This is a genomic window from Subdoligranulum variabile (assembly GCF_025152575.1).
In the GTDB taxonomy this organism is placed as follows: Bacteria; Bacillota; Clostridia; order Oscillospirales; family Ruminococcaceae; genus Gemmiger; species Gemmiger variabilis.
In genome coordinates this window covers 1,119,968-1,138,166 of record NZ_CP102293.1, presented here as the reverse complement: position 1 = coordinate 1,138,166, position 18,199 = coordinate 1,119,968, and the positions used below count along the sequence as shown (strand labels likewise).

The following is an 18,199-nucleotide window of genomic DNA, read 5'->3' as shown; positions in this document are numbered from 1 at the left end:
AAAAATCATCCATACCGGAACGGTATAATGTCAGTATACGGAAGGACTGCGCAAAACACATTGCGCGTAAATTGCAGGAATTTTGAGCACCGGAGGTGAGAGTATGGAACGCGTGGACTTTTGCTCCTGTATGACGGTTCTGCGCAGATATCTGCAGGAAGATCAGATGGGAAATCAGCTGGATCTGATGTATGCCCTGTTCCGCAGCTTTTTGCAGAGTGAGGAAGCCGCCAGTTTCGACCTGGATAATGGACAGGTCTGCCGGTGGCTCAATGGCATGGCAAAAGTCAGCCCCAAAATCACAGGGTTTTACCTGACGGGTAAAGAAGATCTGCTTGCTGCGGACATTCGGGAAGAGATCTTCCCGTATCTTTCCGACCCGGATATGGCGATACAGGAATTTTGTCACTTGATTCTTCAGGACCCTTCTGTGTCGGAAAGAAAAAAGCGGACCCTGCTCGAAGAAAACGGCACCGATCCGGCGCAGCAGGCAAACTTTCTGGCAGATGTTCTCTGCTTTGCCCTAGGGCGAGAGTTTCTCAAACGCGATGCGCGCACCAAGACCTTGCGGGCAGCAGGAAATCTCTCCCCCAGTATTCTGGATTTTATTTTCAGCGCAGACCCGCCACGCCCCTGCAGCTATTTTTGTGGGCGAGATGCAGAGATGGAACAGCTCCATGATCTGCTCTCAGAAAACGGAAAGGTGTTTGTGCATGGGATTCCCGGCATCGGAAAGAGCGAACTTGCCAAGGCCTACGCCAGCAGGTATCAAAAGGAATACACCAACCTTTTATATATAGCGTACTCGGGAAACCTGGTGCGGGATATTTCCGAGATGGATTTTGCCGAGGACCAGCCGGAAGAAAACGAACAGGATCGCTTTCGGCGGCACAACCGCTTCCTGCGAAGCCTGCAAACCGATACGCTGCTGATCGTGGACAACTTTGATACAGCGCCCGAGGAGGAAGCTTTTTTACCGGTCTTGCTGAAATACCGTTGCCAGATCCTCTTCACAACCCGCTATCGTCCGCGACATTACACGGCATTGGAGATTACGGAAATTCAGGATGCTGCCATGCTGTTTCAGCTGGCAGAACGTTTCTATCCGGAAGCGGCAGATCATACGGAAGTCCTGGAACAGGTCTTCCGTACGGTGCACGCCCATACTTTGGCCGTGGAACTGGCGGCACGTCTGCTGGGCAAGGGTGTTCTGACGCCGGAAGAGTTGCTGGAGAAACTGAAAGCCGAAAATGTGGCACTGCAATCTCAGGAAACCATTCACACGAACAAAGACAACCGCCCGCAAAAGGCCACCTATTACCAGCACATTCATCTGCTTTTTTCGCTGTACAAATTGAGCGCCCCACAGCAAGCTGTGCTGCGCTGCATGGCGCTGGTTCCGCCTCAGGGAATCTCCGTCCGCCGTCTGGTACAGTGGATGCAGCTTTCCAGCAGCAACACCCCGGAAGAACTGGTGGACGCTGGATTTTTGCATCCCCAGCCAGGGTATTGTCTTGTCATGCATCCTCTGATCCGGGAAATCACTCTGGCCGACGAAAAGCCTTCCGTTACCAACTGCCGTTGCCTTTTGCAGGAAATCCAGAAGCAATGTCTGCTGTTGGGTGTTTCCATTGACTTCGCGCCGCTTCTGTTCCAGACGGTAGACGGTATCCTGGACCATTGCATCCGGGATGATCCCGAATATTTCCTGCTATGGCTGGAAGATGTCTTCGGTTATGCGGACAACTACTCCGATGAACCCCGACTTCGCAGAATACTGGAGGAAATCCAAGACATTCTGGAGCGAGGCAAAGTCGGAAAAGCCAAGGACCATGCCATCCTGTTGGATTATACGGCGGCATTGACCGGCAATTACGACCACCGCTATAGAGAAGCCGCCGAGTTGGATCGGAAAGCGCTGGATATTCTCAACCAGCAGGATTCGCTGAACTCTACAGAACGGCAGCTTTTCTGCAATATTTCCTCCAATCTTTCCCTTTGGTACACTCGCTTGCAGCAGCCACAACGAGCCTATGAGCAGATGAAGTTGGGTCTGCAGCTTCTTTCGGATGGGCAGGTAGAGGTGAGCCGAAACACCATCCCACAGATCCTGAACTTTTCCATCATTGCCGCAAATCTGGGACGCCCCGAAGAAGGCATTCCGTATTTGCAGATGCTGCGGAAGTTGTATCAGCAACAACAGATGACCGAAGGAAGCGACTATGCGGAAGTGACCTATCGGCTGGGAACGCTGTATCTGGCCGCTGGTCAGCCGAAGGCAGCCAAAGATTTTTTGGAAGAAGCCTGGCAGATTTTCAAGACCGTATATGCCGACCAACCCAAACTTCTGGAAGAAAAGAAAGCCTTCTACCGCACCTTGCTGCAGATGCTCGGTGCGCAGTTTCTTCCAGATCCACAATCACTCACCTGAAAATTCCAACCGGCCCCTGCGCAGATGCGCGGGGGCCGGTTTTGTTGTATCCTCAATTTGCGCTCAAATTCCGCACAATGAGAAAACACCCCTCTTTCGTTAGAATGAACCTGTAAACAAAACAGCACCAACGAGTTCGAAATTGGTGCCTGGTTCCAGGGAAAACGAAAGGGGGCTTTTTCTATGGATATCGAAGCACAGAATCCGGTTCTGAGAAAACCGTACCGCCATACCGTGGGCCGCGCTGTTTTTGAGGTTACGGCCTATGGAAACCCGACAGGTACACGAACCGCTCACCAGCTGCTGCTTCAAAGGATGGAGCGGCAGTTGGCGAAAAAAGCAAAGGAGGAACAAGCAGATGAAGCAACTGAATCAACTGACTATTGTGGGGATTGACCAGGGATATGTGGAGGAACTCTTTGCCGTACTGCGCAGCTATGAATATGATCCGGCAACCGTACAGTTGATCGTTGCCGGTGGCGGCGGACAGCTCATCAAGCATTTTTACTCCTATGACCCGGCGCAGATTACTATTTTGGATGACCTTTGCGCCGCCGCCAAGGGCTACGAATATCTGGCATACCGACAGCTTATGCGGGAGGCCTGAGATGGGAGAAATTCGCACGACCAATCTCCGGCTCAATCTGGAAAAGCCGATACAGCGGCAGGCATGGGAATATCTGCAAACTATGGATAAAGCGGTATTCAAGTCCTACAGTCAGGCAGTAGCCACAGCACTGGTGGATTATTTCGACCGGTATTACAAAAAGAAGGAAGATCCCTATCTAGAAACCCGTGCCCGGGAAGAACGGTTTGTCCAGCAGATCGTAACCGCTGTGGAGCAAGCTATGCGGGACGTACTGCCGCTTTTTCTGGCAGGTTGTCTGGCAGGCATGGGGCAAAGCGCCGGGTCGATTCAGCCGGAAGTTCCAGCCTCGAAAGAGTCGGATTGCGTAAACTGGGATTTTGCGGGAGGTTGATGGGAATATGAAAAACTTACAGCAATGCCTGGAGGAGTTGGCTGCCGAACGGCCGTTGCAGCCGGATGAATATCTGGACCCAAAAAGTGGGCTGCCTTGCTGCAAACGCTGTCACAGCCCCCGCCGTATCCGGAAATCGCTTTTCGGCAGGGAACGGCTGCTTCCCATAGCTTGCAAATGTCAGCAAAACGGTGACAGTTCCGGGAAGAAAAACACCAAAAAGCAGGAAAAATGATGCTGCATTTTGTCCTCGAAAAGTCCGTCGACCAATGTGATCGGTCTTTGATACCGGAAAGGAGTTTCTATGACTGAAAATGAGAAAAAAATGGTACAGGCCAGGCATCGTTTGGAGGCTGCACAAGCCAGGAACCGCCAGAGGGAACGAAAGGAGCGAACACGACGATTGATCCAGGAAGGAGCCATTCTGGAAAGTTTACTGCCGGAAATCCGCGACGTGCCTCTGTGTGATCTGCCCGCAAGATTGCAGGTTGGATTGCGCAACGATCCGTAAGGGGAAAACTGTCCCGGAAGGGCGCACTTACTCACCACCGGCAAAGCCGGCGGTGGTAAGCGCGCCCGCTGCGGCGGGAGGGAAAACGAAGGAGGTGACACGCCGTGGCAATTTACCACCTGGAAGCAAAAATCATCAGCCGCGGAGCAGGACGTTCGGCCATTGCCGCTGCGGCTTATCAGAGCGGCGAAAAACTGTACAATGCATACGACGGCCTGACTCATGACTACCGGAAAAAAGGAGGTATCCTGCACACCGAGATTTTACTTCCGCCCCAGGCGCCCGCTGCCTGGAAGGAACGTCAAATCTTATGGGAAGCAGTAGAGACCACCGAGAAAACCCGGGACAGCCGTCTGGCGCGTCAGCTCATCGTTGCCCTGCCGGTGGAACTTGCCCAGGAGGATTGGCTGCGGCTTCTGCGATCCTTTTTGCAAAAGGAATGTGTCGACCAGGGGATGTGCGCCGATCTGGCGATCCATGATCCGGATGGCCACAACCCTCATGCGCACATCCTGCTCACCATGCGTCCCCTGAATACACAAGGGCAATGGCAGGCAAAAACACAAAAAGAATACCTGTGCAGCAAAGCTGGACAGGAACAAGGCTTTACCGCACAGGAATTTCTGCAAGCCAAAACGGAAGGCTGGGAAAAACAGTATAAATTCAAGAACCCACAGGGCCGGACAGCGTGGCTGACGCCCTCACAGGCCGTCCAAAACCCCGAGTGGGTACGCTGCTCGAAGCAGCCGAAAGCGGCAAAATTTGGGCGACAAAATCCGCTGTGTGCCCGGTGGAACAGCCAGGAGCAGCTGCTCCAATGGCGATGCGCCTGGGCAGAGGCCGTCAATCACGCGTTGGAAGAAAAGCAGCAGACAGCCCGTGTCACCCATCTGAGCCATGCGGCACAAGGCATAGAGGAACAGCCAACCATTCATGAAGGATACCACGCCCGCAAGTTGGAAAAGCAGGGAATCTCTGCGGACCGCTGCGAACTCAATCGGCAGATTCGGGCCGACAATGCGTTGCTGCACACGCTGAAAGAGCAGTTGGAAAAATGGACGGAATGGGTCGGCCAAGGTGTGGAGAAGATGGCTGCTCTGCTGGAACAGCTGCGCAGCAATCTGATCCTGCTACAATACCGGGTCCTTTCCAATGAAGCGCGGGCAGATACTTACAAACGGGAGGCGGCCTATATGCGCCCACTCTTGAAAGATGTGGACGATACAAACCGACAGTTGACGGAGATCCAATTGCAGCGCCAAAAGGCACAGGCGGACAAAAAGAAACTTTCCCCGCTGCAGCTCCGAAAGCACCGCCATTTGTCTGAGCAAATCGCCGCCCTGACCGAAGAACTGGAAGAACTGCAAAGCCGCCGCCATATGTTGATGGAAAAGCTCTATTGCAAAAAGGATAGCGATGTTACCCGAAGGGAGAAAGAGCTGGCGCAACTTACCCTGATGATTGAGCAGTTGGATACGCAGCGGAACAGTCTTCAGGAGCAGCTGAAAAAAGATCTGCATCATTTTACAGGTCTTATAAATTCCATTCCCGAACCGGACCGGGAAGCCGTTATGGACGAGCGGGTAAGACTTCGCAAACAGATTACGCGGGAACTCTATCATTCTTTGCAAGCAAAGGAGCCGGAATTCAATTTTGCCCGGGCTGCCAATGCCGAAAGAAAAATCGATGATTTCACGGGAGAAACCGGCCAGATGCAAAAGATATTGCTTCGGAAGCGCAAAAAGCAAACTTCAAGGCAAAGCAGAAATTCGGAAGAGCGAGCCCTTTGAACAGAGTTTACTTTATCTGAAGCAATTCTCGATTGCACTCGTATGTCACGAGAAAATATACGATCTTGTCTTGGACGGTATCATCTACAATGTCTACCCAATTCAAATCCAGGGGAAAAATCTATGCGGGGGAACACTTTCATGGGTGTTCCCCCGCCTCCATTCGAACCTTAGATTATTCCAGAGGAATGTCTAGCACCATCGTTGCGGAAACGATGCAACGGCGCATTGATATCTACTTTCTCAGATCAAGGCATATTTCTCGTTGATTGTATGTAGCCAGGAAATTTTGAAGCGGCTGTTAGTATTGTGCCAAATGAGAAAATTATTACTTGTATTAATCTTTTTCAATAGCTTTCCAGAAAAATCCGCCAGCAGTTTCTTGACGACCACAAATAACATCTCTAATACCTTTTCGATTCATACAGACAACACGTGCGGCTTCCGCAATTGTTTCAAACTCAGCCGGAAAACGCAAAAGTCGAAGCAAACCCAACACATTAGCCGCACCGGAAGATCCCATCCCGGCTACCCTGCCGCAGGGAATCTTAACGACGGCGCCGGAGCCGCCCGCAGCGGATTTTTCCGGCATCGGGAGGAACCGGTCTTACCGCCTGGTTTGCCGGATCACGGTAAAAATAAAGTGCCTGCTGCCTGTCATGTGCAGGCAGCAAGCACCTTTCGTTGCTTGAATCGCTTTTGGAAATTCAGGGATTCATTCGTCCGTAAAGTTCCATCTGGTGGCGGACTTTGGCGGCCAGAGCGTCGTCAAAGACGCCGGGCAGCGCCCGCCAGCACCAGTTGCCGCCCAAAGTGGAGGGCGTGTTCATCCGGGCTTCGTGCCCCAGCCCCAGCAGGTCCTGAGCCTGTACAATAGCCAGATCGGCCACGCTGGCCCAGGCCGCACGCATCATGCCCCAGTGGTAACCTTCTTCCCGGGTCAGTTGCAGATAGTCCAGGGCATGGGCAATGTCCGCCGCAGGGGCGGTCTCAAACCAGCCGTTCACCGGCTCGTTGTCGTGGGTGCCGGTGTAGACCACACAGTGCCGGGGATAAGTGTGGGGCAGGTAATCCCCGCCGTCCCGGCTGTCAAAAGCAAATTCCAGCACCTTCATGCCGGGATAGCCGCTTTCCCGCAGAAGCTGACGCACATCGTCGGTGAGAAAGCCCAGGTCCTCAGCCAGGATGTCCCGCTTGCCCAGGGCCTTTTCCACAGCCTTGAACAGTTCGATGCCCGGTCCCGGACGCCAGTGTCCGCCGCAGGCGTCGGTCTGTCCGTAGGGGATGGCATAGTACCCCGCAAAGCCCCGGAAATGGTCGATACGCAGCACATCGTAGGTGCTGCACAGCACCCGGAACCGCCGCACCCACCAGGCATAGCCGTCGCGGGCCATTGCGTCCCAGTCGTACAGCGGGTTGCCCCACAGCTGCCCCGTGGCGGAAAATCCGTCCGGCGGGCAGCCAGCCACCTCGGTGGGCAGCAGGTTCTCGTCCAGCTGGAAGGCTTCCGGGGTGCTCCACACATCCACGCTGTCGGCGGACACATAGATGGGCAGGTCCCCGATGATGCGGATGCCCCGGTCGTTGGCGTAGCGCTTCAGCGCCCGCCACTGGGCAAAGAACAGGTACTGCACCGCCTGCCAGAAGCGGATGGCTCCGGCACAGCGGATGCGGGCGGCGGCCAGGGCGGCAGGCTCCCGGTGGCGCAGCGCCGGTTCCCATTCGCTCCAGGCACGGCCGCCGTGTTCGTCCTTCAGCGCCATGAACAGCGCGTAGTCCGGCAGCCAGAAAGCATTGTCCCGGCAAAAATCGGTGTAGGCTGCGGGCGAGTCTTGCAGCAGCCGGTCACAGGCCTTGCGCAGCACCGCCCACCGCTTTTGGTAGAGCGCACCGTAATTCACACGGTCGGGGGTGCTCTCCCAGTCGATAGACCGGTATTCCTCGGACCGCAGCAGGCCGTCGGCGGCCAGTGCGTCCAGATCGATGAGATAGGGATTGCCCGCAAAAGTCGAAAAGGACTGATAGGGGCTGTCCCCGTAGCTGGTGGGGCAGATGGGCAGCAGCTGCCAGTAGCGCTGCCCCGCTGCCGCCAGAAAATCCACAAATGCCCTTGCCGCCGCGCCCATCGTGCCGATGCCATAGGGCGATGGCAGACTGGACAGATGCATCAATACACCGCTTGCGCGCATGGGCAAACCTCCTTTCGGTCAATGGATTTTGTTGGGATCGGGCAGACGCTGTATGCTCTCGCCCTCGAGCAGTTCGTAGGGCACCAGTTCGTGCACGGCGTCGCAGCCCTCCTCGATGCAGCGGATCAGGATGGACACGCCGCACCCGGCCATCCGTTCGGCGGGCTGGCGGATCGTCGTGAGCCGCGGGGAAAGATAATCCGCCAGCTCGATGCCGTCGAAGCCGCACACCGACACATCCTCGGGGACCCGCAGTCCGCGGTCCCGCAGCGCGCGGATGGCGCCGATGGCCATGATGTCACTGAAGGCAAACACGGCGGTCAGCCCCGGCAGATTGTCCAGCAATTGTTCCATGGCGTGGTAGCCGCCGACCAGCGTGTAGCGGGCCTCGATATACTGCCCGGCGGGGTCAAAGGAAAGTCCCCGGCGGGAAAACTCGCTCAGACAGCCGCTCAGGCGGGCGGAACTGGGCTGGGAGGAAGTCAGGTCGCCGCCGATAAAGGCGATGCGCCGATGGCCGTTGTCCAGCAGATGCCCCACCATCCGAACCGCAGCCGCCACGTCGTCCACGCTGACGCTGGACAGGTTGGGGATGGCCGCGGTGGCGGCAGTGTTGGTCATCAGCAGGCAGGGCACGCCTAGGTCGGCCAGATCGGGGCCGAAATGGTTGCGGTCAGAACCCAGGAAAATCACACCGTAGGGCTTGCGCTCCCGGCAGACGCAACGCGCCTGTTCCACTTCGTTGTCATTTTCGTCGATATAGAAGACCATGCTGCTGTATCCAGCGGCACTGCATTCAGCCTGCATTTTTTCCAGCACCGAGGCAAACAGCATGTTGTGCGTGCCTTTTACGATCATGGCAATGCCCTGATTCGCCTGCTGCTTGAGATGTTTGGCGTTGGCGTTGGGCTGGAAGTGGTATTTCTCGATCACTTCCAGAATGCGCGCTCTCGCAGCGTCGCTGACGTTCGGGTTGTGGTTGATGACGCGGGAGACAGTTCCCACCGCATACCCGGACTCACGGGCAATGTCTTTGATCGTCATAGTATGCCTCTTTTTCTGATGCGGAATCTAGTCTTTGCTCAGCCCTTGACGGCGCCGGCTACGACGCCTTCGATGATATACTTCTGGCAGATCAGGTAGAGGATGACAACCGGCAAGACGGTCAGCATAATGCAGGCCATCATGGGGCCCATCTCTACTTTGCCGTAGCTGCCGCGGAAATACTGGATCGCCATGGGGATGGTCCGGTAACTCTTGATGTCCAGCACCAGCGTGGGCAGCAGATAGTCGTTCCATACCCACATGGTTTCCAGAATGGCGGTGGAGATCATGGTGGGCTTCAGGATGGGGCAGACCACCCGGAAGAAGATCTGCAGCGGGTTGCAGCCGTCGATCATGGCGGCCTCCTCGATCTCAACGGGCATCGACTTCATGAAGCCGGTGAACATGAACACCGCCAGCCCGGCGCCGAAGCCCAGATAGATGATGCAGATGTTGTAGGGGTTGTTGAGCTTGAGGGTATCGGCGGTCTTGGCCAGGGTGAACATGACCATCTGGAAGGGCACCACCATGCTGAAGACGCACAGGTAGTACATGCCGGTGGACAGTTTGCCGTGCACCCGGGTGATATACCACGCGCACATGGAGCAGCATAGCAGGATCAGCACGACCGAGGACACCGAAATAAATAAACTATACCAGAAAGACTTGAGAAAGTCCATTGAGGTAATGCCGTAAATGTAGTTGTGCAGCCCCACAAAGCTCTCGGCGGTGGGCAGTTCAAAGACGCGGGTGGTGGTGATGGCCCGTTCCTGTTTGAGGGAGTTGAGCAGGATCAGCACGATGGGGTAGATGTAGGCCAGGCAGAGCAGCGCCAGCACCACCGAGATGACATTGTTGACCCGGCGGGTGTTCTTGGAATTCTGCATTACTGCTGCACCTCCTTGGAGCGTGTCAGCCGCAGCTGGATTAGGGCGATGACCACCACCGCCAGGAAGAAGACCACGGCCTTGGCCTGGCCGATGCCCTTCCACTGGGGTCCGCTGCGGGCGTAGAAGGTATCATAGATGTTGTAGGCCAGCATCTGGGTGGCCTTGGCGGGTTCGCCGCCGGTCAGCGAGAGGTTCTGGTCGAAGAGTTTGAAGGAGTTGGTCAGCGTCAGGAAGGTGCAGATGGTGATGCTGGGCATGACCATGGGGATCTTGACGCGGGTGAGCACCTGGCGGCTGTTGGCGCCGTCGATGCGGGCGGCCTCGATGAGGTCGGGCGGCACGTTCTGGAGTCCTGCGATGTAGATGATCATCATGTAGCCGATCTGCTGCCAGCACATCAGGATGATCAGGCCCCAGAAGCCGTAGGTGGCGTTCAGCGAGAGCAGGGGCTTTTCCAGCAGGGTGAGCACGCCGTTGAGGAGCACCTGCCAGATGTAGCCCAGCACCACGCCGCCGATCAGGTTGGGCATGAAGTAGACGGTGCGGAAGAGGTTGGTGCCCCGCACATGGCGGGTCAGCAGCAGTGCCAGCAGGAAGGCGAAGACGTTGATCAGCGTGGTGGACACGACGGTGAAGGCCGCCGTGAACCAGAACGCATGGGTGAAGGTGTTGTCGATCCAGATCTTGAAGTAGTTGTCCAGCCCCACGAACTGCACATTATTGACGGTGGTGAACTTGCAGAAGGACAACCCGATGCCCCAGATAAAGGGCCAGATAAAGCCGATGATAAAGGCCGCCAGGGTGGGCAGCACAAAGACCGGCCAGAATTTTTTGATGGCTTTTTCCATAATGATGTCCCCAATATTCCCCAAAGAAAAGGGGAGAGGCGGGCGAATCAAGCGCCCGCCCCTCCCTACGGTTTACCAGTCAGCGATCAGGTCGGCAGACCATTCAGGCCGTGGCATTCAGTGCAGCTTCGGTTGCCCAGCCGTCCACGAAGGCGGACACAACGCCGTCCCAGTCGCCGGTACCGGCAGCGTAGGCGGTCAGCGCGGAACCAACGCCGTTCTTCCAGTTTTCAGAAGGCATGGTGGTGAAGCACCATGCAACCGGAGTTTTGCCGGCCTCGGTCATTTCACGGTCTTCCTTGACGAAGAGGTTGGTGGATTCCTGAGCGCCCTTGAAGGGAATGACAAAGCCCATATCGTCGGCCATGGCCTTGGTGCCTTCCTCGGAGGTCACGCACCAGTTCATGAAGTCTAGCGTGGCCTGGATGTCTTCCTCAGGGGCTTCCTTGTTGACGCACCAGTAGTTCTCGGTGCCGGTGCACAGACCCTGATTGGCCTCGTCGCCCACGCCGAAGTAAATGGGGATCATAGCCAGATCGTCATCGGTGAAGGTGCCGTCCTTGGTCAGGTTGACGTACTCCCAGGAACCGTTCTGGTAGAAGACCGCTTCGCCGGCCAGGAACTCGTTGCGGCTGTCATCGGCGGTCTTGCCGGCCAGCTCGGTGGGGTCGCAGGTGGAGTTGTTGATGTACAGGTCAAAGATGTTCTTGTAGTTGTCCAGATAGGTGCCCTTGATGGCATCGGTGGAGGTGATGCCGTCCTCCTGGTACTCAAAGTAGATGGGCAGGTTGGCCAGATGGGTCTTGTAGCGCCAGTCGGAGGAAGAATCCATGCCGGCGGAGCTGAAGGCCGCAAAGCCCAGCTCGTCCTTGCGGGCGGTGATGTCCTCGGCCACCTTCTTCAGGTCGGCAAAGCTCTGGATGTCGTCGATGGTGTAACCGGCCTTCTCCAGCAGGGTCTTGTTGGTGATGATGCCGTAGGACTCGATGACGTAGCCGACGCCCAGCGTGGCGTCGCCGTCTTTCAGGGCGTAGGTGTCGCTGGTCAGCTGGCTCAGGATATCGCTGCCGGTCAGGTCATAGCAGTAATCTTTCCAGTTGGCCAGACCCACGGGGCCGTTGACCTGGAACAGGGTGGGCGCGTCGCTCTTGGCCATCTCACTCATCAGGGTGGTCTCGTACTCGCCGGAAGCGGCGGTGACGACTTCCACCGGCACGCCGGTCTGCTCGGTGTAGACCTTGGCCAGATCCTTCCACTGCTGATCCTGCTCAGGCTTGAAGTTCAGGTAGTAAACCTTGCCCGCGGCGGTGGGAGCGGCTTCGCTGGTGGCGGCGGAATCCCCGGCGGCGTCAGTGGATGCGGCAGTGCTGTTGCCCGAAGAGCTGCAGCCGGCCAGCAGGGCAGCCGTCATCGTACCGGCGAGACCCAGCGCGAGCATTTTTTTGAATTTCATGGTATTTTCCTCCTTGAATAAAATAAAAATGTGTCATGGTTCGGAAAAACGGATGAGCGGTTCTGGATTGGTAACGTTTCCAACCCTTCGATGCTTTTATAATACACCGGTTGTGCTAAAAATTCAATACTTTTTCGTTTTTTTTTCAATATTTGTTCATAATAGACAAAAAAAGCGCCGTCCGATTTGTGCAGGAGTTTTTTTGAGAGGATCGCCTTTTCCTTGCTTTTCTTACCCCATTACGCTTTTGCAAGGTGCCAGATATCACGATTGTATTCGGCGATGGTGCGGTCGCTGGAGAACAGGCCCGCCTTTGCAATATTGACCACACATTTTTTGGCCCAAGCTTCGGGATTGCACCCATAGTCCGCCAGTGCCTGCCCTTTTCGTACCACGTAGCTGTTAAAGTCCGGCAATGTCTGGAACCAATCCTTCTGGATCAGTTCGTCACGCAAACGGGTCAGGTTTTCCTCCCGGCCGGCTTTCAGCATAAGCGGATCGGTCAGGAAGTCGATAGCTCGCTTGATGTTGGCATCCGCATGATACCACTCGGCGGCACAATAATCCTGCTGCGCATAGTGGCGGATGACCTGCTCCGCCGTCTGGCCGAAGACATAGATGTTCTCCGATCCGACCTGGCGGAAAATCTCCACATTGGCGCCATCCATCGTGCCCAGCGTCACGGCGCCATTGAGCATGAACTTCATGTTCCCCGTTCCGGACGCTTCCTTGGACGCCAGGCTGATCTGTTCAGAAAGATCGCAGGCAGGGATGAGTTTTTCGGCCGCTGTCACATTGTAGTTTTCAATAAACACGACCTGAAGCCAGCGGGAGACTTCCGGGTCCGCCGCAATGACCTTGGAAAGGGTCAGCAGCGCATGGATGATATCCTTGGCGATGATATAGGCCGGCGCGGCTTTCGCCCCGAAGATGCTCACCAGCGGCACCGGAGGCAGATGGCCGGCCTTGATCTCGTGGTACTGGTGAATCAGATACAGCAGATTCAGCTGCTGGCGCTTGTATTCATGGAGCCGCTTGGATTGAATATCGAACATCGCGGCAGGGTTCACTTCCACCCCCTGCACACGCTTCAGCCATTCGGCAAGAGTCACCTTGTTCTGTGCTTTAACATCGGCAAATTCTTTCCGTGCCGCCGGGTCATCGGCAAGGGGCAGCAAGGCTTCCAGCTCATCGGCATTTTTATAAAATCCCGTACCGATGTGGCTTTTGATTCTCTCCGTCAGGGCCGGATTGCATTCCAGCAGCCAGCGGCGGAACGTGATGCCGTTGGTCTTGTTATTGAATTTTTCGGGATAGAGGGTATAAAAACCGTGCAGTTCTGTCGTTTTCAGAATCTCGGTGTGCAGCTCCGCCACGCCGTTGGTGGAATGGGTAAAGTGAATATCCATATGCGCCATATGGACACGATCTTCGGCATCAATGATAGCAAGGCTCTCGTCCTGGGTGCGGGTACGGGCCAGGGCATCCAGCTTTTCAATGATGGGCATGATCTGCGGCACGACCGCCTCCAGATAACTGCGCGGCCACTTTTCCAGCGCTTCCGCCAGAATGGTGTGGTTGGTATAGGCGCAGGTTTTGGTCACGATCTCCACGGCCTCGTCAAATGCTACACCCTTTTCGCCCAGCAGACGGATCAGTTCCGGGATCACCATGCTGGGGTGGGTATCGTTGATCTGGATGGCCGCATAGTCCGCCAGGTCATGATAGTTGCATCCGCGAGCCGCGCATTCCTGCAGAATCAACTGTGCTCCGGCAGAAACCATCAGATACTGCTGATAGACCCGCAGGCGGCGGCCCGCCTCGTCGGAATCGTCCGGATATAGGAACAGCGTCAGGTTTTTGTCGATATCCGTTTTGTCAAAGGCGATCCCGTCGTGGACAATCCCCTCCTCCACCGTATCCAGGTCGAAGAGATTGAGCGTATTGGTGCGGCCCTCAAAACCGGTTACAGCCAGCCGGTACAGACGCGCCTGAAAGGTTTTGCCCGCCAGCATGACCGGATACGTGGTTTCGGTGCGCTGCGCCCAGCTTTGCTCCGTCAGCCAGGGGTCCGGCATCTCCGTCTGCACGCCCTCTTTCAGCGACTGGCGGAACAGACCAAAATGATACCGCAGGCCGATGCCATCCCCCGGAAGGCGCAGCGTTGCCAGCGAATCCAGGAAACAGGCCGCCAGACGTCCCAGGCCGCCGTTGCCAAGGGAAGGCTCCGGTTCGACCTCCTCGATTTCGCTCAGGCTTTTGCCCGCAGCCGCCAGCGTGTCCCGTACGGCATCATACAGCCCCAGGTTGATCAGATTGTTCGACAGCAATTTGCCGATCAAAAATTCAGCGCTGATGTAATACAGCTTCCGGCCCGTCACAGGCGTAACGCGCTGGGCACTTTCGCGCTGTACCAGCGTCATCAGCGCCAGATACACCTCCTGATTGGAACAGGCACTCAGCTCTTTGCCTGTCAGTTCGGCCAGCGTTTGCTTCATATCCATTCTGTTTTCCTCCGTTCACAATTTTTATAACGTGCAGGAGCGCCGCTCCCTTTCCTTAAGCCAACTATATCACACAAAACTAGCAAAATCTTGTGCGAAGCAAGCATATTATGGTACAATACTATCAAACGAAGGGGATGTGCTTGCATGGTCACGGATATTGCATTAAAAGAAACAAAAAAGCACGGGGCGTTACGTTTTCCGTTCAACATTTACCCGTGCACGATTCCGAAGGATTTTCCCGAAGTGGCGCTGCACTGGCAAAGCAGTATGGAACTGGTGTTCATCAAAAAAGGCAGCGGCATTGTGCAGGTCGGGGGGCGTGCCTTGCCTGCACAGGCGGGAGAAGTCTTTGTTTTTACGCCGGGGACCCTTCATGCCTTGTTCCAGTCCCCCGGCATTGTGATGGAATACGAAAATATTATTTTTGATCTTGCGCTGTTGGGCGGGGCGGACGACCTGTGCGACGAGCGCTACCTTTTGCCATTGCAAAGCGGACGCCTGGCCCTGCCGGTTCATCTGACCCCGGAACTTTCCTATTACACCGAGGCGCTGGTGTGCCTGCACGATGCAGAGGAAGCCAACCGCACACGACTGTTCGGCTACGAGTTGGTGATCAAGGGTGCTTTGCTGCGTTTGCTGGGCCTGCTGACGCAAAAAGACGGGAAGCTGTTGTCGTCCGAGAACGCCGACACCCAGCGAATGAAGACGGTACTGCAGCTGATTGCCGATCATTATACGGAAGAGTTGTCCGTAAGTTCCGCGGCCGAAGTCTGCGGGTACAGCACCAGCCACTTCATGCGCTGGTTCAAGCGGATGACCGGGCAGCATTTTACCGCGTTTTTGAACTGTTACCGGCTGAATATTGCCTGCATCGCCTTGCGTTCCGGCAACGACACCATCCTGGCGGTGGCGGAACAGGCAGGCTTCAGAAACCTGTCCTATTTCAACCGCCTCTTCAAAAGCCATTACGGCATTACCCCACAGATGTATCGCAAAAGGGAATAAAGTCCCCTTGCACGGTCACGCCGATGCATAGGCGGCTTGTGCCGCTCCGTAAGAGTTTGTAAAATCCATTGCAGCTAAGCGGCCTGGCCGTTGGAAAGAGACATATTGACATCTCCACGTCGTGTGGCCTAAACTATCTACGTCTTTGTTATTCCTCATTTCAAAGACAACCTCCCTGTTTTTTGAATGTGGTTGGCAAACCCACATCCTATTCTACAGGGAGGTTCTCTTTTGTCTATGGCTAAAGCCGTTTTATTCCACCAGCGGAGCTGGTGGCTTTTTGCGCTTAAGCACTCAAAAAAGGGCGAGCCTATCGAATAGATAGTCTCGCCTTCTTTAGTACAAACATCGGAATCACTGTTCACGTTTGTGGTGCGCAAAAAATAAACCTCCCGGGAGAGTCCCCGGGGAATGCGGAAGTGAGCAGAATATGGCGGGGGTTGGGCGTGGAGGAAAGAGCGGCGGGGTCAAGACCCCGCCCTACGGGCTGCGGAAATCCGGGATGCAGCGGCAGTGTGTGCACCATCGGGGACGAAAACCGCTGCGGAGGCGACTGCCGGCGTAACAGCGCCATGCCTCCACAGACTGGCAGAACCCACAAGGATTGTTACAACTGGCTGTGTATTCTGCCCATTGTGACCTGCCCCGGAAGACGCTACACTGGAAGTATCCTGCAGGGGAAAATCCCCTGGCGGGACGACCCGGAAGGAGGCGTCTATGAAAGGCAAAGTCGGGTGGATCATGGCAGCCGTTCTGCTGGCGGCATGCTGCGGAATCTTTGTGCTGTGCAGCCGGCCGGTGGAATCCGGCCTGGGGCGGGATCGGGACAAAGCGTTCCTGAATGGTTCCGGGATCACCCTGGAAGAGCTGGACCCGGCCGAGGAGGAAAACCTCTATAAACTGGCGAAAGTCTGGGGCTTTGTGAAATATTACCATCCGGACATCATCGCGGGGGAGATCAACTGGGATGCGGAACTGTTCCGGGTGATGCCCCGGGTGGTGGCGGCTGAAAATTCCCAGGCTGCCAACCAGGTGCTGTATGACTGGCTGAGCGCTTTCCCCTACGAGGAGTCGTCCGCCGCGGCCACCGGGGAAACCGCCGCTTTCTGGCGGGAGATGGAACGGCAATACAGTTCTGTTGCGGCGGACCTTTCCTGGATCTCTGACCGGGCGGTCTGGGGAAGGGACCTCTGTGCCTATCTGGAAGGGCTTTCCCGGCTGGAGGTCACCGACCGGCGCAACGGCTACGCGGCCTTTGCGGGGGAATCACCTTTGGAAAGGGTCAGCCTTGCCGCCGAGAAAGGCATGTCCTTCAAGATCGACGACGACGGCGTCAAGCTGCTGGCGGTGTTCCGGCTGTGGAATGCCTTCACCTATTATTCGCCCTACCTCTCTCTGGTGGAGGGGGACTGGGACGATGCCCTGCGGCAGGGCATCCACACCATGTTGGGGGCGGAGGACCAGCGTGCCTATGAGCTGGCCCTGGGCGAGATGATGGCCGGAACCGGCGATGTGCATGTCTTATTCACCGGCAGAAATGTGGCGATGAACTACTATTTCGGGGAATACTATCTGCCCTGCCACTGCATGGTTCTGGACGGCCGTCCGGTGGTGGACGCGGTGCCCCCGGAGGAGGAAATCCTGCAGCCCGGGGATGTGATCACCGCCGTGGACGGGGTGACGATGACCGACCGCATTGCGGCCCTGGAAAAGGTCCAGCCGGTGCCCACGCCGGGCAAATACGGGTTGTGGTTCTGCTACTCTCTGGTCAGTGCGGCGGGGCCCACCGCCCAGGTGACGGTGGAACGGGACGGCGTCCCCCTGACGCTGACGGTGCCCACCCGGGAGGAACGGTATGGACCGGAAAATCCCTGGGAAAGCGGGCTGCTGGAGGATGGACGAATCGGGTACATCGACCCCGGCACGCTGCAGGAGGGGGATGTGGAGCGGCTCATGGAGGAGTTTGCGGACACGGAAGGCATCATCGTGGATTTGCGGCAGTATCCTTCCGTAGATGCGCTCTATCTTCTGGGAGAGTATTGTATCCCGGAACCCCGGCCCCTTGCGGCCTTTGATTATCCCGACCCTTTGCGGCCCGGCAGCTTCTGCCGTCCGCCGATTTACAAAACTGCCGGCGCCGGCATCAGCAAGATGGCGGGGCTCTCTGACCGGGAGGACTACCCTCTCTACGAGGGAAAGGTCGTGCTGCTGATCAACGAATTCACCCAGAGCAGGGGCGAAACCACCGCCATGGGTCTGCGCCAGGCGCCCCGGGCGGTGGTGGTGGGCAGCCCCTCCATCGGGGCGGACGGCGACGTCGTGGAAATGAACCTGCCCGGCAGGCTCCTGGTCTATTTCTCCGGCCTGGGGGTATATACGCCGGAGGGGGAGACCATCCAGCGGGTGGGGGTACAGCCGGACATCTTCTGCCGCCCCACGGCGGAAGCCCTGCGGCAGGGACGGGACGTGCTTCTGGAAGAGGCCGTCCGGCAGATCCTTGACCCGCAGCCCTGACAAACCAAAACAGCCTTGCACCAAACGGTGCAAGGCT

15 protein-coding genes are annotated in these 18,199 nt (G+C 56.4%); 8 read left to right on the top strand and 7 right to left on the bottom strand.

The window, feature by feature from the left end; all coding sequences use genetic code 11:
- The first annotated feature begins 103 nt into the window (after nucleotides 1-103).
- The 6 genes from NQ490_RS05560 to mobQ all read left to right on the top strand — a co-directional run bounded on the left by NQ490_RS05560 (nucleotide 104) and on the right by mobQ (nucleotide 5,712).
- Nucleotides 104-2,431 (top strand): tetratricopeptide repeat protein, encoded by a 2,328-nt coding sequence (locus NQ490_RS05560; RefSeq protein ID WP_050764763.1) that lies wholly within the window; start codon nucleotides 104-106, stop codon nucleotides 2,429-2,431.
- 183 nt (nucleotides 2,432-2,614) lie between these two features.
- Nucleotides 2,615-2,827 carry a hypothetical protein gene (locus NQ490_RS05555; RefSeq protein ID WP_147644580.1) on the top strand — a complete coding sequence of 71 codons (213 nt, stop codon included), beginning with the start codon at nucleotides 2,615-2,617 and terminating at the stop codon, nucleotides 2,825-2,827.
- Nucleotides 2,790-3,038 carry a hypothetical protein gene (locus tag NQ490_RS05550; RefSeq protein ID WP_040918937.1) on the top strand — a complete coding sequence of 83 codons (249 nt, stop codon included), beginning with the start codon at nucleotides 2,790-2,792 and terminating at the stop codon, nucleotides 3,036-3,038. The genes NQ490_RS05555 and NQ490_RS05550 overlap by 38 nt, the downstream gene beginning before the upstream one ends.
- Before the next feature lies 1 nt (nucleotide 3,039).
- The gene (locus tag NQ490_RS05545; RefSeq protein WP_007048714.1) at nucleotides 3,040-3,411 is read left to right on the top strand and encodes a hypothetical protein; all 372 of its coding nucleotides are present in this window, start codon (nucleotides 3,040-3,042) and stop codon (nucleotides 3,409-3,411) included.
- A gap of 304 nt (nucleotides 3,412-3,715) precedes the next feature.
- Complete coding sequence (locus NQ490_RS05540; protein ID WP_007048712.1) at nucleotides 3,716-3,922, top strand: DUF3847 domain-containing protein; 207 nt, start codon at nucleotides 3,716-3,718, stop codon at nucleotides 3,920-3,922.
- A gap of 104 nt (nucleotides 3,923-4,026) precedes the next feature.
- Complete coding sequence (gene mobQ / locus NQ490_RS05535; RefSeq protein ID WP_007048711.1) at nucleotides 4,027-5,712, top strand: MobQ family relaxase; 1,686 nt, start codon at nucleotides 4,027-4,029, stop codon at nucleotides 5,710-5,712.
- A gap of 337 nt (nucleotides 5,713-6,049) precedes the next feature.
- On the opposite strand, the gene NQ490_RS05530 is transcribed toward mobQ, so the two are convergent.
- The 7 genes from NQ490_RS05530 to NQ490_RS05500 all read right to left on the bottom strand — a co-directional run bounded on the left by NQ490_RS05530 (nucleotide 6,050) and on the right by NQ490_RS05500 (nucleotide 14,640).
- Nucleotides 6,050-6,304, bottom strand: a complete 255-nt coding sequence (locus NQ490_RS05530; RefSeq protein ID WP_007048710.1) for a hypothetical protein — start codon at nucleotides 6,302-6,304, stop codon at nucleotides 6,050-6,052.
- Nucleotides 6,305-6,419: 115 nt separating this feature from the next.
- Nucleotides 6,420-7,901 (bottom strand): 4-alpha-glucanotransferase, encoded by a 1,482-nt coding sequence (gene malQ / locus NQ490_RS05525; RefSeq protein WP_007048709.1) that lies wholly within the window; start codon nucleotides 7,899-7,901, stop codon nucleotides 6,420-6,422.
- A gap of 18 nt (nucleotides 7,902-7,919) precedes the next feature.
- Nucleotides 7,920-8,945 (bottom strand): LacI family DNA-binding transcriptional regulator, encoded by a 1,026-nt coding sequence (locus NQ490_RS05520; RefSeq protein WP_007048708.1) that lies wholly within the window; start codon nucleotides 8,943-8,945, stop codon nucleotides 7,920-7,922.
- 38 nt (nucleotides 8,946-8,983) lie between these two features.
- Complete coding sequence (locus NQ490_RS05515; protein WP_007048707.1) at nucleotides 8,984-9,832, bottom strand: carbohydrate ABC transporter permease; 849 nt, start codon at nucleotides 9,830-9,832, stop codon at nucleotides 8,984-8,986.
- Complete coding sequence (locus tag NQ490_RS05510; protein WP_040918945.1) at nucleotides 9,832-10,683, bottom strand: carbohydrate ABC transporter permease; 852 nt, start codon at nucleotides 10,681-10,683, stop codon at nucleotides 9,832-9,834. Before NQ490_RS05510 ends, NQ490_RS05515 begins: the two co-directional genes overlap by 1 nt.
- Nucleotides 10,684-10,786: 103 nt before the next feature.
- A complete protein-coding gene (locus tag NQ490_RS05505) occupies nucleotides 10,787-12,136 on the bottom strand; it encodes an ABC transporter substrate-binding protein (RefSeq protein ID WP_007048705.1) in 1,350 nt (449 codons plus the stop codon).
- Nucleotides 12,137-12,375: 239 nt separating this feature from the next.
- On the bottom strand, nucleotides 12,376-14,640 hold the full coding sequence (locus NQ490_RS05500) for a glycogen/starch/alpha-glucan phosphorylase (protein WP_007048702.1): 2,265 nt from the start codon (nucleotides 14,638-14,640) through the stop codon (nucleotides 12,376-12,378).
- Between the two features lie 246 nt (nucleotides 14,641-14,886).
- On the opposite strand from NQ490_RS05500, the gene NQ490_RS05495 reads away from it, so the two are divergent.
- Entirely contained in the window at nucleotides 14,887-15,648 is a 762-nt protein-coding gene (locus tag NQ490_RS05495) for a helix-turn-helix domain-containing protein (protein ID WP_242655026.1), read from the top strand.
- A gap of 717 nt (nucleotides 15,649-16,365) precedes the next feature.
- Nucleotides 16,366-18,162 (top strand): S41 family peptidase, encoded by a 1,797-nt coding sequence (locus tag NQ490_RS05490; RefSeq protein WP_007048698.1) that lies wholly within the window; start codon nucleotides 16,366-16,368, stop codon nucleotides 18,160-18,162.
- Nucleotides 18,163-18,199: the final 37 nt, after the last annotated feature.

What these genes read in the sequence shown, in the direction of transcription:
- NQ490_RS05545 (WP_007048714.1), top strand. Translation starts at nt 3,040, where the DNA reads ATGGGAGAAATTCGCACGACCAATCTCCGGCTCAATCTGGAAAAGCCG.
- NQ490_RS05500 (WP_007048702.1), bottom strand. Translation starts at nt 14,640, where the DNA reads ATGGATATGAAGCAAACGCTGGCCGAACTGACAGGCAAAGAGCTGAGT.
- NQ490_RS05530 (WP_007048710.1), bottom strand. Translation starts at nt 6,304, where the DNA reads ATGCCGGAAAAATCCGCTGCGGGCGGCTCCGGCGCCGTCGTTAAGATT.
- NQ490_RS05515 (WP_007048707.1), bottom strand. Translation starts at nt 9,832, where the DNA reads ATGCAGAATTCCAAGAACACCCGCCGGGTCAACAATGTCATCTCGGTG.
- NQ490_RS05555 (WP_147644580.1), top strand. Translation starts at nt 2,615, where the DNA reads ATGGATATCGAAGCACAGAATCCGGTTCTGAGAAAACCGTACCGCCAT.
- NQ490_RS05510 (WP_040918945.1), bottom strand. Translation starts at nt 10,683, where the DNA reads ATGGAAAAAGCCATCAAAAAATTCTGGCCGGTCTTTGTGCTGCCCACC.
- NQ490_RS05520 (WP_007048708.1), bottom strand. Translation starts at nt 8,945, where the DNA reads ATGACGATCAAAGACATTGCCCGTGAGTCCGGGTATGCGGTGGGAACT.
- NQ490_RS05490 (WP_007048698.1), top strand. Translation starts at nt 16,366, where the DNA reads ATGAAAGGCAAAGTCGGGTGGATCATGGCAGCCGTTCTGCTGGCGGCA.
- malQ (WP_007048709.1), bottom strand. Translation starts at nt 7,901, where the DNA reads ATGCGCGCAAGCGGTGTATTGATGCATCTGTCCAGTCTGCCATCGCCC.
- NQ490_RS05560 (WP_050764763.1), top strand. Translation starts at nt 104, where the DNA reads ATGGAACGCGTGGACTTTTGCTCCTGTATGACGGTTCTGCGCAGATAT.
- NQ490_RS05550 (WP_040918937.1), top strand. Translation starts at nt 2,790, where the DNA reads ATGAAGCAACTGAATCAACTGACTATTGTGGGGATTGACCAGGGATAT.
- NQ490_RS05505 (WP_007048705.1), bottom strand. Translation starts at nt 12,136, where the DNA reads ATGAAATTCAAAAAAATGCTCGCGCTGGGTCTCGCCGGTACGATGACG.
- NQ490_RS05540 (WP_007048712.1), top strand. Translation starts at nt 3,716, where the DNA reads ATGACTGAAAATGAGAAAAAAATGGTACAGGCCAGGCATCGTTTGGAG.